Origin of the sequence: Cytobacillus firmus (genome assembly GCF_023657595.1) — a bacterium.
Taxonomy (GTDB): domain Bacteria; phylum Bacillota; class Bacilli; order Bacillales; family Cytobacillaceae; genus Cytobacillus; species Cytobacillus firmus_B.
This window is the reverse complement of the sequence record NZ_CP098323.1, coordinates 1,108,455-1,124,573: the sequence shown is the minus strand read 5'-3', so window position 1 is coordinate 1,124,573 and position 16,119 is coordinate 1,108,455. Positions and strand designations below refer to the sequence as shown.

The 16,119-nt window shown below is 44.1% G+C and carries 12 protein-coding genes and 1 rRNA gene; 3 read left to right on the top strand and 10 right to left on the bottom strand.

Annotated elements, in window-relative coordinates; all coding sequences use genetic code 11:
* Nucleotides 1–129 precede the first annotated feature (129 nt).
* Together NAF01_RS05885 and NAF01_RS05880 are read right to left on the bottom strand one after the other, a co-directional pair.
* Nucleotides 130–1,679, bottom strand: a 16S ribosomal RNA gene (locus tag NAF01_RS05885).
* A 273-nt stretch (nucleotides 1,680–1,952) separates the two neighbouring features.
* The gene (locus tag NAF01_RS05880) at nucleotides 1,953–2,828 is read right to left on the bottom strand and encodes a nucleotidyltransferase-like protein (protein WP_048010461.1); all 876 of its coding nucleotides are present in this window, start codon (nucleotides 2,826–2,828) and stop codon (nucleotides 1,953–1,955) included.
* 150 nt (nucleotides 2,829–2,978) lie between these two features.
* Between NAF01_RS05880 and NAF01_RS05875 the strand changes: the two genes are divergently transcribed.
* A complete protein-coding gene (locus tag NAF01_RS05875; protein ID WP_048010460.1) occupies nucleotides 2,979–3,335 on the top strand; it encodes a YgzB family protein in 357 nt (118 codons plus the stop codon).
* A 114-nt stretch (nucleotides 3,336–3,449) separates the two neighbouring features.
* Here the strand turns inward: NAF01_RS05875 and perR are convergent, their stop codons facing one another.
* From perR to NAF01_RS05835, 8 genes are all read right to left on the bottom strand, one after another.
* A complete protein-coding gene (gene perR, locus NAF01_RS05870) occupies nucleotides 3,450–3,887 on the bottom strand; it encodes a peroxide-responsive transcriptional repressor PerR (RefSeq protein WP_162272000.1) in 438 nt (145 codons plus the stop codon).
* A gap of 108 nt (nucleotides 3,888–3,995) precedes the next feature.
* Nucleotides 3,996–4,553 carry a cob(I)yrinic acid a,c-diamide adenosyltransferase gene (locus tag NAF01_RS05865; protein WP_197214476.1) on the bottom strand — a complete coding sequence of 186 codons (558 nt, stop codon included), beginning with the start codon at nucleotides 4,551–4,553 and terminating at the stop codon, nucleotides 3,996–3,998.
* A gap of 1 nt (nucleotide 4,554) precedes the next feature.
* The gene (locus tag NAF01_RS05860) at nucleotides 4,555–5,505 is read right to left on the bottom strand and encodes a D-2-hydroxyacid dehydrogenase (protein WP_197214475.1); all 951 of its coding nucleotides are present in this window, start codon (nucleotides 5,503–5,505) and stop codon (nucleotides 4,555–4,557) included.
* Nucleotides 5,506–5,697: 192 nt separating this feature from the next.
* The gene (gene bcp, locus NAF01_RS05855) at nucleotides 5,698–6,174 is read right to left on the bottom strand and encodes a thioredoxin-dependent thiol peroxidase (RefSeq protein WP_197214474.1); all 477 of its coding nucleotides are present in this window, start codon (nucleotides 6,172–6,174) and stop codon (nucleotides 5,698–5,700) included.
* Between the two features lie 72 nt (nucleotides 6,175–6,246).
* Nucleotides 6,247–6,660: a potassium channel family protein gene (locus tag NAF01_RS05850; RefSeq protein ID WP_035333128.1), complete on the bottom strand. Its 414-nt coding sequence runs from the start codon at nucleotides 6,658–6,660 to the stop codon at nucleotides 6,247–6,249.
* Nucleotides 6,661–6,960: 300 nt separating this feature from the next.
* Complete coding sequence (locus NAF01_RS05845) at nucleotides 6,961–7,746, bottom strand: ABC transporter permease (RefSeq protein ID WP_048010456.1); 786 nt, start codon at nucleotides 7,744–7,746, stop codon at nucleotides 6,961–6,963.
* Between the two features lie 3 nt (nucleotides 7,747–7,749).
* Complete coding sequence (locus NAF01_RS05840; RefSeq protein ID WP_048010455.1) at nucleotides 7,750–8,541, bottom strand: ABC transporter permease; 792 nt, start codon at nucleotides 8,539–8,541, stop codon at nucleotides 7,750–7,752.
* 33 nt (nucleotides 8,542–8,574) lie between these two features.
* Complete coding sequence (locus NAF01_RS05835; RefSeq protein WP_197214472.1) at nucleotides 8,575–9,582, bottom strand: ABC transporter ATP-binding protein; 1,008 nt, start codon at nucleotides 9,580–9,582, stop codon at nucleotides 8,575–8,577.
* Between the two features lie 193 nt (nucleotides 9,583–9,775).
* Between NAF01_RS05835 and NAF01_RS05830 the strand changes: the two genes are divergently transcribed.
* A complete protein-coding gene (locus tag NAF01_RS05830; RefSeq protein ID WP_206701398.1) occupies nucleotides 9,776–11,071 on the top strand; it encodes a glutamate-1-semialdehyde 2,1-aminomutase in 1,296 nt (431 codons plus the stop codon).
* 410 nt (nucleotides 11,072–11,481) lie between these two features.
* Nucleotides 11,482–15,954 carry a glutamate synthase-related protein gene (locus NAF01_RS05825; protein WP_226619343.1) on the top strand — a complete coding sequence of 1,491 codons (4,473 nt, stop codon included), beginning with the start codon at nucleotides 11,482–11,484 and terminating at the stop codon, nucleotides 15,952–15,954.
* The last annotated feature ends 165 nt before the right edge of the window (nucleotides 15,955–16,119 follow it).

Here is a 16,119-nt window from a genome sequence, read left to right as displayed (position 1 = left end):
GGCGATTACTCGGTTATTGCTTCTTCATAATCATTATCTAGTTTTCAAAGAACGAATCTTTCATTGAGAGATTGAACTCTCAAAACTGAACGAACAAAGAACGTCACGTTTCTTGTAAATATTCCTTAGAAAGGAGGTGATCCAGCCGCACCTTCCGATACGGCTACCTTGTTACGACTTCACCCCAATCATCTGTCCCACCTTAGGCGGCTGGCTCCAAAAGGTTACCCCACCGACTTCGGGTGTTACAAACTCTCGTGGTGTGACGGGCGGTGTGTACAAGGCCCGGGAACGTATTCACCGCGGCATGCTGATCCGCGATTACTAGCGATTCCGGCTTCATGCAGGCGAGTTGCAGCCTGCAATCCGAACTGAGAATGGTTTTATGGGATTCGCTTAACCTCGCGGTCTTGCAGCCCTTTGTACCATCCATTGTAGCACGTGTGTAGCCCAGGTCATAAGGGGCATGATGATTTGACGTCATCCCCACCTTCCTCCGGTTTGTCACCGGCAGTCACCTTAGAGTGCCCAACTGAATGCTGGCAACTAAGATCAAGGGTTGCGCTCGTTGCGGGACTTAACCCAACATCTCACGACACGAGCTGACGACAACCATGCACCACCTGTCATCCTGTCCCCCGAAGGGGAACGCCCTATCTCTAGGGTTGTCAGGAGATGTCAAGACCTGGTAAGGTTCTTCGCGTTGCTTCGAATTAAACCACATGCTCCACCGCTTGTGCGGGCCCCCGTCAATTCCTTTGAGTTTCAGCCTTGCGGCCGTACTCCCCAGGCGGAGTGCTTAATGCGTTTGCTGCAGCACTAAAGGGCGGAAACCCTCTAACACTTAGCACTCATCGTTTACGGCGTGGACTACCAGGGTATCTAATCCTGTTTGCTCCCCACGCTTTCGCGCCTCAGCGTCAGTTACAGACCAAAGAGTCGCCTTCGCCACTGGTGTTCCTCCACATCTCTACGCATTTCACCGCTACACGTGGAATTCCACTCTTCTCTTCTGCACTCAAGTTCCCCAGTTTCCAATGACCCTCCCCGGTTGAGCCGGGGGCTTTCACATCAGACTTAAGGAACCGCCTGCGCGCGCTTTACGCCCAATAATTCCGGACAACGCTTGCCACCTACGTATTACCGCGGCTGCTGGCACGTAGTTAGCCGTGGCTTTCTGGTCAGGTACCGTCAAGGTACCGGCAGTTACTCCGGTACTTGTTCTTCCCTGACAACAGAGTTTTACGATCCGAAAACCTTCATCACTCACGCGGCGTTGCTCCGTCAGACTTTCGTCCATTGCGGAAGATTCCCTACTGCTGCCTCCCGTAGGAGTCTGGGCCGTGTCTCAGTCCCAGTGTGGCCGATCACCCTCTCAGGTCGGCTACGCATCGTGGCCTTGGTGAGCCGTTACCTCACCAACTAGCTAATGCGCCGCGGGCCCATCTGTAAGTGATAGCCGAAACCATCTTTCAGCTTTCCCTCATGTGAGGAAAAGAGTTATCCGGTATTAGCCCCGGTTTCCCGGAGTTATCCCAGTCTTACAGGCAGGTTGCCCACGTGTTACTCACCCGTCCGCCGCTGACTTCAGGGAGCAAGCTCCCATCTGTCCGCTCGACTTGCATGTATTAGGCACGCCGCCAGCGTTCGTCCTGAGCCAGGATCAAACTCTCCATATAAGAGTTGATTAAGCTCGTTTTGTCTTTTCAAAAAAGACTAATGATTAAACGTTGACGTTTTGTTCGTTCAGTTTTCAAAGATCAATTTCGCTTGTTATATTTTACCTAATCGCTCAGAAGCGACTTTATTAATATAACATGTGTTGATTTTATCTGTCAACACTTTTTTTATAAGTTATCCGTCGCCTGTGAAAGTGTTTTTCGTTCATATCGCAGCGACGGATATAAATATAACAAGGATTTAAATAAAGGTCAATAGCTTTTAAAGTTTTTTTACGATAATTTTTTTTTGAGTTTGTAATACCTGTGATAAATTCCTTGACCTTTTGTTTCTATATTCACTACATCTATGAAATGCTTATCAATCAAATACTCCAGAAGCATGCTTAAGTCAACCGCATACAGATGAAGTTCATCATGGTTCATAATATCATGGATGGACCATTCTTCTTTCTCAGCAAGCACATCGGCAAGATGACTTATTCCTTGCTTGGTTCTTGAATGGATTAAAAATTCACTTGCAAGGAACAGCAGCTCCAGCCTTTTTTCAAGCGGCTCCTGGCTATTCACCAATTCTTCATACAGCTTCATGATTTCAGGCTCAATTTGCTTTACCTGATTCCATACAGTTACTTCCGGATGGAATCCATTTTCGATAACAGCAAGCCTGGCCAGATGATGAAGGGAATGGACAATATGGTTATAGGCATCAAAATAATGCCGATTTTCAAAGAAGGCTTTGCCATCCATATATCGTCTGATCAGCTTGGCAAACTCAAGTCCCATTTTTAATTTTCGTCCATAGAATGGAAACTCTCTTAATTCCACCTTCAGGTTATGAATATATTCATTTCGATCAAATAAAACTTTTCCACTATAGAGCCAATCAAAGATTTTCCGGTTCGACCCCAGCAGGATCCATTCGCGAAGCTGCTTATCGGTCACGATATGCAGAGCCGCTTTTTTATCTTTATATGTGTAATGTTTAACAAACACAGGTTCATCTGCTTCCTCAACAAGGATCAGCAGTACAGCATCAAATGTATCAGTAGCAGGAATAGCCTTTTCCATTTTTTCGGTCATAATCACGCCTAGAGTGTTTGTCTGGCTTGCCCGTTCCTGGTATATAGGACGGAGAATATCTTCCATCTTAATTCCTCCATTTTATTGATAGCGTATATCTTCGACAATTATAAATGAAATCCTTCTTAAAGGTGAGACATTTTTCGACACCATTCTATATTAATATTTATTTCAGTAAAAGGAGTATGGTATAGTTAGTTTTTAGGAGGGAGCAGTATGGCTAAGTACTCAAATAAAATCAATAAGATTCGTACATTTGCCCTTAGTTTAATTTTCATCGGATTTATTGTTATGTATCTCGGAATATTCTTCAGGAATTCCGCTCTTCTCATGACAATATTTATGCTTCTCGGAATGCTCTGCATTCTTGCCAGCACCGGTGTTTATTTTTGGATCGGCATGCTTTCAACAAAAACCGTGCAGGTGGTTTGCCCGAATTGCGGAAAACACACAAAGATGCTTGGCCGCGTTGATATGTGCATGTACTGCAATGAACCTTTGACGCTTGATCCAAATCTTGAGGGCGCTGAATTTGATGAAAAATACAACAAAAAAAATACGAAGCAGAGCTGATTTATCTCTTGCTTCCATATTCAAGTTCTAAAATGACCGGCTCTCTAACAGCCGGTTTTTTATTGGATAAAAATAAAAAGCTGACAGCACAGCGCCGGCAGCTTTAAAAATTTATTAGTGAGCTTCTTTACTTGCACAATCCGGACATGTTCCGTAAATCTCCATTCTATGATGGCTGATTTTAAAACCTGTAACATGCGAAGCAAGGTGCTCTACTTCATCCAGGCCAGGATAGTGGAAGTCTACGATCTTGCCGCAGCTTTCACAAATGACATGATAATGATGAGTGGTAACAAAATCGAAGCGGCTAGATGCGTCACCATATGTCAGTTCCTTTACCAGGCCAACCTCACGGAATACTCGTAAATTATTGTAAACTGTTGCCACACTCATATTTGGGAATTTCCCCTCTAATGCTTTGTATATATCGTCAGCAGTCGGGTGTGACATGGAGTTTATTAAATATTCAAGTATCGCATGACGCTGCGGAGTGATACGTACTCCAGTGTCTTTTAAAGTATCCAGCGCCTCTTTTAATTCCATATGCGCCACCGCCATGCACCTCTTTTCCAACAAATATTCTTACTTTATAATCTTTATAAATAGTGTACTAATTTTTTACCACATTTGTCAATATTACAAACACCTTAATAGAGGGAATCAGCTCTTTTCATCATGCAGCGGCTGCTCACCAGTGCCCAAATGGTGATTCACAAATCGCGCAGCAACAAACAGCAGATCAGACAGCCGGTTCAGATAGATTAAAACGAGCGGATTTACTTCATCACTGAGTGACACCGCACATCTTTCCGCTCTTCTCACAACGGTTCTCGCTACATGGAATGCCGCTCCTGAAGGATGGCCGCCAGGCAAAATAAAGTTATTAAGCACAGTAAGATCAGCTTCCCACTCATCAATTTGCGTTTCCATGAAGGTGATATCCTCTTCCTTTATCGTCCATTTAACTTCTTTTCCTGCGGGCGTTGCCAGCTCTGCTCCTGCATGGAACAAGTCAGTCTGCACTTTATGGAAAACCTGCTCCGCTTTTTCTTTACCGCTGAAATACTCGCTTCTTAAATGGCTTAAAGCCAATCCAATCATAGAATTCGCCTCATCACATGAACCGTATGCCTCTACGCGAATGTCATTCTTACTGACTCTTTGCCCATATATTAGTGATGTTGTCCCCTTATCTCCCGTTTTGGTATAAATCCTCATTTCAATACCCTCTTTCAAAATCGATGACATTCATATAATCTTTGTTATTTTTTATATATGTATGAAGGTTATGCCTAAAAATTTCAAAAGATCTTGGTAAATAGTTTTTTGTTCGGCTTGACAGGTGAGGTGTGACCGTTACATTTTCCATCCTCCAGAAAGAATGGCCTTCAGGCAGGGGCTCGTTTTCAAAAACATCCAGGTACGCATGTGAAATCTGGTGTTTTTCGAGTGCAGACAGAAGCACCTTTTCCTCGACAAGATCACCTCTTCCTATATTCATAAACACTGCAGAATTCTTCGTAGCAGCGAAATGCTTTTCTTTTAACAGATATTTAGTTTCTGGTGTGCTTGGAAGGACAGAAACGATAAAATCAGCTTCAGGAAGGATCCCGGTTAGCCTGCTGAGTGGAAAAATACGATCTGTCCACATATTTTCCCTTCCGCTCCTATTCACTCCAGCCACTTTCATGCCGAAGCATTTGGCGAGTCTTGCAATCTCTCCCCCTATTGCCCCTACACCGATAATTAATAAGGTTTTTCCATGCAGCTCTTCCATCGGCAGATTACGATTCCAGTCTTCTGCCTTTTCATTTTCAGCCAGCAATGCTCTTTGTTTAACATGCCCTAACATAGTTCCAAGTGCAAATTCAGCCATAGGGATTTTATGGATTCCTCTTGCATTTGTAATTAAGATGCCTTTCTCCTTACAGGCTTTCAAAGGCATTTCATCCATTCCCGCTGACATCACCATAATCCACTTTAATTTTGTTGCTTTATGAATATGTTCTTCTGTCAGATCTTCTCCATAGGTAATAAATACTTCAGCATTATAAAAGGATTCCCCTGCAGCTTCTATTCCGTCGCAAAACAGGAAATCTCCCTCAGGGAAATCCCGAATTACTTCCTCGCGCAGCTCTTCGGGAGGCAAAATGGAAGACACAATTTTCATAAACTCCACTCCAACGTAGTTTTATTCATCATACCACTCATCACTGAAGGGTAAAAATATTAAAAAAAAACGGACCTGTTCAGGTCCGTTTCGAAAAAGTATCTGAGGAGGTATGCCCTAATAAAATGATATGCAAAACTTGTTCTTCGGAATGGACAAAAGCCTTGTTCCGATAAAAAATAGGCTACCCATTTAAGCTTTAGTCAAATTCTCCTTAATATACTCCAGTGCTTCCTCGACATGATCCTTAACCTTTACCTTGCGCCATTCTTTCACGAGCTTGCCTTCCTGGTCAATTATAAAGGTTGAACGCTCAATCCCCATATATTCTTTCCCGAAGTTCTTTTTCAATTTCCACACACCGTACGCCTCTGCCGCTTTATGGTCTTCATCTGCAAGCAGCAGGAAAGGCAATCCATGCTTTTCAATAAACTTCTCATGTCTGCTGAGCGGATCAGGACTTACTCCTAAAACGACTGCGTTCACATCTGCAAAATTCTGATGCTGGTCCCTGAAATCACATGCCTGCGTTGTGCAGCCAGGTGTCATGTCTTTCGGGTAAAAATACAGAACAACATTTTTCCCGCGGTAATCTGATAATTTCACTCTTTCACCATTGCTTGCCTCAAGCTCAAAATCTGGAGACGTTTTACCGATTTCAATCGCCATCTTCATTCCTCCTGTTGAATAGTTTATTACTCTAAGCCTATCCAACTTTTCCGGCAAAAACAACCGATATCATTATAAAGCACGGTCACCTGCATCAAATACTACCCTGGCTACGAATGCTGCCGGGATCACATACCCGATTAACGCTTCCAATACGGCAATAAGCCTGCCTATTCCAACAGGACTGACATCTCCATACCCAACAGAAAAAAGGGTTACGGCACTAAAATAAAAACCCGTCTCCAGCCTCTCGAGGAAACCGGTTTCCATATATTCAGTGCCGTCCATCAAAACCACCAGACCATGTAAATCAAGCCAAATATATATCAGCCCAAACCCAATCAGAATCGTTGCATATAAACTTATGAGATAAAGGAAATTCTCAGCAGACACCCATCTTCCCTTAATCTTGGCGGATGAAAAAAGAGTCTGCAGACTCATGATCATGCACAGCACGATTAAAATCAGCGATAAATAAAAAGCCATACTGCACCTCATTTCGAAATGCCTTCCAATTCATTTATACGCTTATGGCCTTTCCCATATGACAGCCTGTCTCGGAAACTCTTTCTGCTTTGGGACGGGTTCGCCCAATTAAGAAAAGCTCAAGCGCCTTGCTCACCCCCGACAAGCACAAGACGAGCCTTCCGGAAAGGCGTTCTTTGCCTTTTTGGAAGGATTGGCTTGTGACCTCGAGGGGGTAGGCGCTGGAGCTAGACAGTTATCGACGTTCAAAAATTAAATACTTACTTATCACTTAAAAAAAACCGGGATTTTATCCCAGTTCTAATTGCCCGCTCCCCGATATCGCTTAACACCTGAATTCCAGGTCAGGATCGAGATGCCGAAAAATACGATTCCGATTACAGGTGTTAAAAAGGAGTATAAAAACCATTCTTCTTTCCCCAGAAAGTAGGAAGCCGGATATACACCGACAAAGGCAAACGGAAGAACCCAGGTGAGGACAAAGCGTATAACACTATTGTAAATATCAACCGGATACCTTCCATAATTCCCGATGTTATACATCATCGGCATGATAGAGGTTCTGGCATCTGCCCAAAAGCTGATACAGGCAATCAGTACAAAGATGCCTCCATACACAAGCATTCCGCCTATCACAAATAAGAAAAACAAGAACGGGTCAGTCCAGGTAATCCCTAAACCAAGGCTGTTTCCAGCGTAGATCATAACAGCAATGCCTGTTACGGCCCCAAACAGGGATTCAAGCTCCATCCGTTCCAATACGATTTGAAACAAACTATGGATCGGCCTGGTTAAAATCCTGTCGAGTTCACCTTTTACTATATATCTCTCATTAAAATCCCAAATATTAAAGAACGATGAAAACAGCGCATATGGCACAAGGAAAAAACCGTAAATAAAGATGATTTCATCCCTCGTCCAGCCGCCAAGAAAATTAGTATGGCCAAAGACGACTAGGATAAAAATTAAATTGACTGCCTGAAATAGAAGATCTGAAAAGATCTCAACAAATAAATCTGCGCGGTACTGCATTCTTGTTTTCATATATTGGGCGACATATTGAAAGAAAATGGCTATATAAAACATGCGTCACCCTCCTTGAATAATGAGCTGTTTTTTCGCTATGATCCACAGAACCTGAATGGGTATGATCAGAATAAGAACCCAGATCCCCTGCATAATAATCGCCTGGATGGCTTCATTATTCGAAAAACTATTTGTAAAAATCATGCTCGGCACATAGCTGATACCCTGAAAGGGCAGAAATTTCAGTACATCCTGTGCCCATAACGGAAAAAAGCTGATAGGAATCAGAAGGCCGGAAAAGAGATCAATCACAACTCTTTTTGCCCGGATAAGCCCTGTGTTATTAAATAAGAAGAAAGTGGTAATGCCTGTCAGCAAATTAATTTGCGTATTAATAAAAAAACTTAATACTATCGATACCGCAAAGAAAATCCAGGTCGTCCAATCCGCAGAAAATTGGAGCGGAAAAATGAACGAGACGATAACCATGCCCGGAACGGAGAAAAAGAAGAGACGGAATATTCCTTCCCCCAGTCCCTGCATCGTTTTCATACCCAGATAATTATATGGGCGGATCAGCTCCACCGCTACTTTTCCTTCTTTAATTTCAGCAGCCATTTCCCGGTCTATATTATTAAAGTAAAACGCTCTGGCCATCCAGGCTACAGCCACATATGTCGACATCTGGACCACAGACATGCCCTCAATCGCATCTTTTTCTCCATAAATGGCACTCCACAAGAAATAGTAAGCGCCAATATTAATGCTGTAAATCAGAATACCTGTATAATAATTTGTTCTGTAGGCAAGCATCATCAAAAAACGGATCCGAATCATTTCGATATACTTATCCACAGGAACACCCCCGGGTAAAAGTAAATTCTTTCATTAAGACATCCCCCGGTCATAAATATTTCTTATGATTTCCTCTGTTGAAGTTTCTTTAATATTGATGTCTTTCACTTTCAAATCCGCAACCACCTTGGCAATCAGCAGGGAAATCAGTTCATCATTATCCTCTGTAAAGGCTGTAAAGATCGCTTCTTTCTCATCCTTTTCCCATTTCACTTCCGATGAAGCCGTTATTCGGTTTAAGTCGTTCAGGGTCACGTCTTCAAGGAACTGGAATTCTATTTCCTTCCCTTCTCCCCATTTTTCCTTCAGGCTTTTTAAGGCTCCATCATAAATGATGCTCCCCTCATCCAGCATCACTACGCGTTCGCACAGCGCCTCGATATCCGACAGATCATGAGTAGTCAGCAGAATGGTTGTATTATATTTTTCATTGATTTCTTTTAAAAACTCTCTGATCTTCAATTTAACAAGCACATCAAGTCCAATAGTCGGCTCATCCAGGAACAAGAGCGGCGGATTGTGGATGAGTGCTGCTGCCAGTTCACACCTCATTCTTTGCCCGAGTGAAAGCTTCCGGACCGGCTTATCGAGCAGAGGTTCAATATCCAGGGTTTTGATCACATGTGCCATATGGCTGTCGTATTGCTCATCGGAAACTTTGTACACCTTCTTGAGCAGCCTGAAGGATTCCTGAACAGCAATATCCCACCAAAGCTGGGATCTTTGGCCGAAGACAACTCCAATCGTGCTGACGAATTTTTCACGGTCTTTATGAGGGTTCATTCCATTCACGATCACTTCACCGCTTGTCGGGGTCAGGATCCCTGTCAGCATTTTTATGGTCGTTGACTTCCCGGCTCCATTTTCACCTATATAGCCAACCATCTCGCCCTGCTTTACATTAAAGCTGATATTGTTCACCGCTGGCACAATCTTATAATTCCTTGTAAGCAAATCACGGAAAGCACCCTTTAATCCGGAGCGGCTGGAATAAGCTTTAAACTCCTTTTTTAAGTTCCGGACTGTTATTGCATCATTCATCTTTACTCCTCCTGCCAATTAATGCCCTAATGAAATAGTTTAGACAAACAGCGCCTTCTTCACAACTAGATTGCTTCAAATCCTATTTTTAAAATACAGAATAATCCGCCTTCCCTTAGGATTGGACGAAGCCCCTTCCAAACATGTTAAAATAATGACGGACATATAAATGGATTTTATCAGGAGGATTAACATGCAATTTACTAATTCTGAACGGCTGCATAAACAAGCTTTAGAACATATTGTCGGCGGGGTAAACAGTCCTTCCCGCTCCTATAAAGCAGTTGGCGGCGGCTCGCCGGTCGCAATGGAACGGGCACAGGGTGCTTATTTCTGGGATGTGGACGGTAATCAATATATTGATTACTTGGCTGCATATGGTCCCATCATTACCGGGCATGCCCATCCGCATATTACAGAAGCCATAAAAACAGCTGCTGAGCGCGGAGTATTATATGGAACTCCGACACCACATGAAGTGAAATTCGCCGAGATGCTTAAGGAAGCAATGCCTAATTTGGACAAAGTCCGTTTTGTGAATTCAGGTACTGAAGCCGTTATGACAACGATCCGTGTGGCAAGGGCCTATACGGGAAGGGACAAAATCATTAAGTTTGCAGGCTGCTATCACGGCCATTCCGATCTTGTCCTGGTTGCTGCAGGCTCAGGGCCTTCAACACTTGGAACGCCTGACTCTGCCGGAGTTCCAAAGAGCATTGCCCAGGAAGTGATCACGGTTCCTTTCAATGAAATCGAACCATATAAGGAAGCGCTGGAAAAATGGGGTGACCAGATCGCTGCTGTGCTGGTGGAACCGATTGTCGGCAACTTCGGAATTGTTGAACCAAAAACGGGGTTCTTGGAACAGGTTAACGAATTAACACATGCAGCCGGTGCGCTTGTCATTTATGATGAAGTCATCACAGCTTTCCGTTTTATGTATGGCGGCGCTCAGGATCTGCTTGGTGTAAAACCGGACTTGACAGCCATGGGGAAAATCATTGGCGGCGGCCTTCCAATCGGTGCTTATGGCGGAAAGAAAGAGATTATGGAAACAGTAGCTCCTTTAGGTCCAGCCTATCAAGCTGGTACAATGGCTGGAAATCCGGCATCGATTCTATCAGGAATTGCCTGTCTCGAAGTTTTAAAACAGCCTGGTGTCTATGAATATCTGGACAGACTGGGAGAAATGCTTGAAAAAGGGATCAGCGAGGCAGCTGAAGAACATAATATCCCCATTACCATTAATCGATTAAAAGGTGCCCTGACAATCTACTTTACGGAAGAAAAAGTGGTGAATTACGAGCAGGCGGAAAATACAGATGGAGAAATGTTTGCAAAGTTCTTCAAGCTGATGCTCAATCAAGGTATAAACCTGGCTCCTTCGAAATATGAAGCCTGGTTTATGACAATCGCGCATACAGAGGATGATATTCAAGCCACCATTCATGCAGTGCAAAATGCATTTCAGCAATTAAAGGACGAATAAATATTCACTATTTTATACACTGACGGGAGCAGAAATGCTTCCTTTTTCTTTATTTCCAATAATGAAAACGTTTACAATAATGGGGTTTTTTTATACAAAAGCCTATTTCCCCCTCCAAACCATATCCAACTTTTTGTATAAATAATTGATTTCTGAAAATTCATATGATATGATGGGAGAAATCTTTTGTGTAAGAGCGGATTACGCTGACATAAAGAACATTATGTCCTGCAGCATATCCCGAATTATCCAACTATTCATTCAATAAATGCTCCATGCATTTACCTTTCAAACCAAAGATAACTTTGCAATACCCTCATTTAAAACCCGTAAACAAAAAAAACTTATAGATTACTATTTTTCAGGAGGTGAACGGCTTTAAGGCACAGCCTTATTTTCAGCCGAATTTTATGACATTACAGCAATGGAGTCCTTCACTTTTTAAAGAGTTTCACCGTCAGGAGCATGATGCGTGCGGCATCGTTTCTGCCATGGAGAAAAAGAAAGTCCCAACCCGCGAAAATATTTTCAGCTGCATCAATGCGCTTGTTACGATGAATCACCGTGCCGGTTTTATTAATGGAGAAGGAGACGGTGTAGGGATCCATATTGATATCCCCAGAGAGCTGTGGAAAGAAAAATTAAAGGAAGCGGGAGCCGATTCTAACGCAGCAGAAAAAGATGGATTTGTGGTTGGCCATGTATTTATGTCCAGAAAGCAGGATACTGAATTACTGAAAACGATCTTGCTGCAAAAACTCGCTGACGCAAATCTGACGGTTATTTATGCATCTGACGAAGTAACCGAATCTTCAGCTTTAGGACCGATTGCCATACAGGAAAATCCAGTATTCTGGCAGTTTGCCTGTTTAGCAGAATCGAATGGTGCAGAGCTTTCCAAAAAGCTGTTTGAATTAATCGTTGATTTTGAAGAAGACGAACATGTCCATGTCGCCTCCCTTAGCCAGCATCATGCTGTGTACAAAGTTATGGGAGCCGGAGATATTCTTCCGAAATATTATCATGACCTGGCAAGCCCCATTGTTGCTTCAACAATGACACTTGGGCATAATCGCTATTCAACTAACACATTATCAAGCTTTTTCCGCGTGCAGCCTTTCAGCGTGCTGGGACACAACGGGGAAATCAACACCATTGCCAAGCTTAGGGATGAAGCCAAAATGGTCGGCGTTCCGCTAGTAAAAGACGGCAGTGACTCACAGGATCTGAGCAGAACGCTTGAAACGTTTATTTGCCGTGACGGCTATACTCTCTTTGAGGCAATGGACGTCATGTTCCCTCCTATTGTGAATGAAATCAAGTCATACCCTGAGCATCTTCAGGATATGTACGCCTATATCCGGGAAGCATGGGGACATTTTGCCCAGGGACCAGCAGGAATTATTTCAAGATTTGCCGATGAGGCAGTGTTCAGTGTTGATGCATTGGGCCTTCGCCCGCTGTGGATGCTGGAAACCGAAAGCTCCTACCTGTTCTCATCAGAACCAGGAATCATCCCATCCAGTGAATATGTTAATGAGCCAAAGCCGCTATCACCAGGTGAAAAGGTGGGGCTGAAATGGGACGGAGACACTCTGGCTGTTTACGAACATAGCCACTATCAGGCTGAAGTTTTTGAAAGATTTTCAAAGAGAGTGAACGCTGAAAACTTCCGGATTCACCTGCAGGCTCCTAAACTGGAGAAAACCATTACTGTAAATTACCCGGATAAGATTCATAACGGGCAGTATAAAGCATTCGGCTGGGAGAGAGACCATGTCCAGCTTGTCGAGCAAATGGCAGAAAAAGGAGCGGAGCCAATCCGTTCTCTTGGACACGACTCACCTTTAGCAGCACTGAATCCTCAGCGGAAAAACATCGCAGATTTTATTAAGGAAAGTGTTGCTGTCGTTACAAACCCTGCCATTGACCGTGACCGGGAAACGGAGCATTTCTCAACCCGTACGATTATCGGCCAGCGTCCTTCTTTATTTGAAAAACAGGAGCAAGGGGCCGTTATTGAATTGCAGACTCCTATTTTAATAGAAGGCAAAGCAGGCTTTGAATGTTCCGATGAACTCAATCAGCCGAGCTATGACCAAGTAACCGGCTTCTATCAGGAACAAAAGCTGATATCTTATTTATCTTCCACATTTACGAAAGATGAAACGGTAAAAGAAGCTTTAGACCGTTTAGCAGCAGAAGCGGTTGATGCGGTCAAAAATGGCAAAACCCTGCTTGTACTGGATGATGCCAATGCTCATCAGGAGGACGCTTACTGGATTGACCCGCACCTGGCCGTCTCTGCGATCGATCAGGCTCTTGTCAAAGAGGCATTGCGCCGTGAATGTTCCCTGCTGCTCCGGTCTGCTTCAATCAGATCGCTTCATGATATCATTACCGCGTTCGGTTTAGGCGCTGATATTATAAGCCCTTACTATATGTTTATGACGGTTCTAGGCGAATCTGATACACCGCTGAAGAATTTATATTCAGCTCTGACTAAAGGACTTGAAAAAGTCATTTCCACTATCGGGATTCATGAATTAAGAGGCTATGGCCGGTTGTTCTCTGCCATTGGTCTTCATGAGGAATTAGCCGGATATCTGAATATCGTCAACTTCTTCGGATCTAAAGAACTTTCATTCAGCTTCAGCGTTTTAAAGGAAGACGCTTTTGCCAGAGCGGAAGATTACCAGAATGAAAAGGAACGGATCGGAAAAACGTTCAGCCTTTTCCCGCGCATCTGGAAAGCGATCGGCGAAGTGGCATCGACTGGTGACTATAGTGTTTACAAGGAAAAAATTACTGAACAGGAAGACCAGAACCCGACAACAATCCGCCATTTAACCGGATTTAAGGAAACGGCTTCTCATCTGAAGCCGGATGATATCAGCCTGCATGTGGGCGAGCATGACCTGCCATTTGTTATCTCCTCCATGTCCTTTGGCTCTCAGAATGAAACGGCCTTTAGAGCCTATGCAGAAGGTGCTGACAGGCTGAACATGGTCAGCCTGAATGGTGAAGGCGGAGAAATCAAGGATATGCTCGGAAAATATCCGAGGACCCGCGGACAGCAGGTAGCATCAGGACGCTTTGGTGTTAATGCCGAGCTCCTGAATTCATCCAACCTGCTGGAAATAAAAATTGGGCAGGGTGCAAAGCCTGGTGAAGGCGGTCACCTTCCGGGATCCAAGGTTACGGCAAAAATTGCAGAGGCACGTAATGCTACAATTGGATCGGATTTGATTTCACCTTCCAACAATCATGACATCTACTCGATTGAAGATTTGGCACAGATGATTCATGAACTTAAGACAGCCAATGACAAAGCCAAGGTTGCAGTTAAGGTGCCGGTTGTGCCGAATATCGGAACCATTGCAGTCGGGATTGCAAAAGCTGGTGCTGATATCATCACATTGAGCGGTTTTGACGGAGGTACAGGGGCAGCGAGAATTCACGCCCTTCAGCATGTTGGCCTTCCAGTTGAGATTGGTGTAAAGGCAGCTCACAACGCCCTGCTCGAAGCAGGCATCCGCGATAATGTGGAGCTTTGGGCTGATGGCGGCATCAAGAGTGCTGCAGACGTATTGAAGGTTATGCTGCTGGGTGCTAACCGTGTAGGCTTTGGTACACTCTCCATGCTTGCTATCGGCTGTACGACATGCCGCGGCTGCCACCTTGATACTTGCCATGTTGGAATTGCAACACAAATAGATTCAGAGGCACAGGCGAAGGAACATGGCTTAAGAAGATTTGTTCCACGCCAATTCGATCTTGCTGTTAAAGGCATCATGAACCTGTTTACTGCTTTTGGCGAAGAACTGAAAGCATTGGCAGCTTCTGTTGGCATAAAAAATCTGCAGGATGCTGTAGGACGTTCTGATTTGCTTGTACAGATTAAAGGACAGGATCAGCTTGACCTGACCCACCTGCTGAAGACACTTGAAATCGGCCAATTTTCTGCCCAGGAAGCACCTGAAGCCCTGCAGGAAGCCCAGCTGCAGGTAGCTGTTGGAGCAGAGTATCTCGATGCAAGTGTAGAAGAACTGGATCAGTCACGTGAATTCCAAAGCGTCACTTCCGAGCAGCGTGTACTGGGAAGCCGGGTTTCCTGCCACCGTGTAAGAAACAGACTCGACGGTTCTTACAAAACTCTTCCGCAAGTTGATTTGAAATACAAAGGCGGTTCCATCCCAGGCAATGGCCTTGGAGCTTACAACAGCTTCGGCATCAACATCGAAGTTGCCGGAGGCGCACAGGATGGCATCGGAAAAACTTCTTTCGGCGGACAAATTAAAATCTTTAAAGCAAAAGGCAAAAATGGCAAGTTCTATAATGGCTCTGTTGGTAAAGGCTTCGGCTATGGAGCACAGGAAGGCTTGCTTGTAGCTCAAGGAAATGCTGACGCCCGTGCCGGAATCAGATTATCCGGAGCGGATATGATTATCGGCGGCCAGCTGCAAAGGCCGCTGCCTGAAAAAGAATACGGCAATATCGGTTCAAACGCCAATATTAAAGGGTTTGCCTTTGAGTATATGACGAATGGCCGAGGCCTGGTCCTTGGCGATGCCGGTCCATGGATCTGCGCAGGAATGACAGGCGGTGTTGTTTACTTAAGACACCAGCCGGAAATGGGCTTAACAAAAGAAGCCATCCAGCGCAGAATTGCCAAGGGAGCTAAAGTTTCGGTTACTTCTCTTTCCGATAAAGGAAAGGAAGATGTAAAAGAACTGCTTGGCCAATACATTGCCATGCTGAATGATCAGGGACAGACAGAAGAAGCTTCCCAGCTTGCTTCCCTTCTTAATCATCCGGAAGACCACTTTGTTCAAGTAATACCGGTCAAAGAACAGGCAGACCCGTCCGTTTCCACAGAGTGATTATCTGCACAATCATGCCCCACCCGTTTCTGCGGATGGGGCTTTTTGTCTTCTTTAAGGCACACTTAACTTTTTTACTAACTTTTAATAATAATTTCATATAAATGCCCCTTGAACTTCTTTCCATATCCCTGTATAGTACATTATTGTTTAACAATGAGCAAA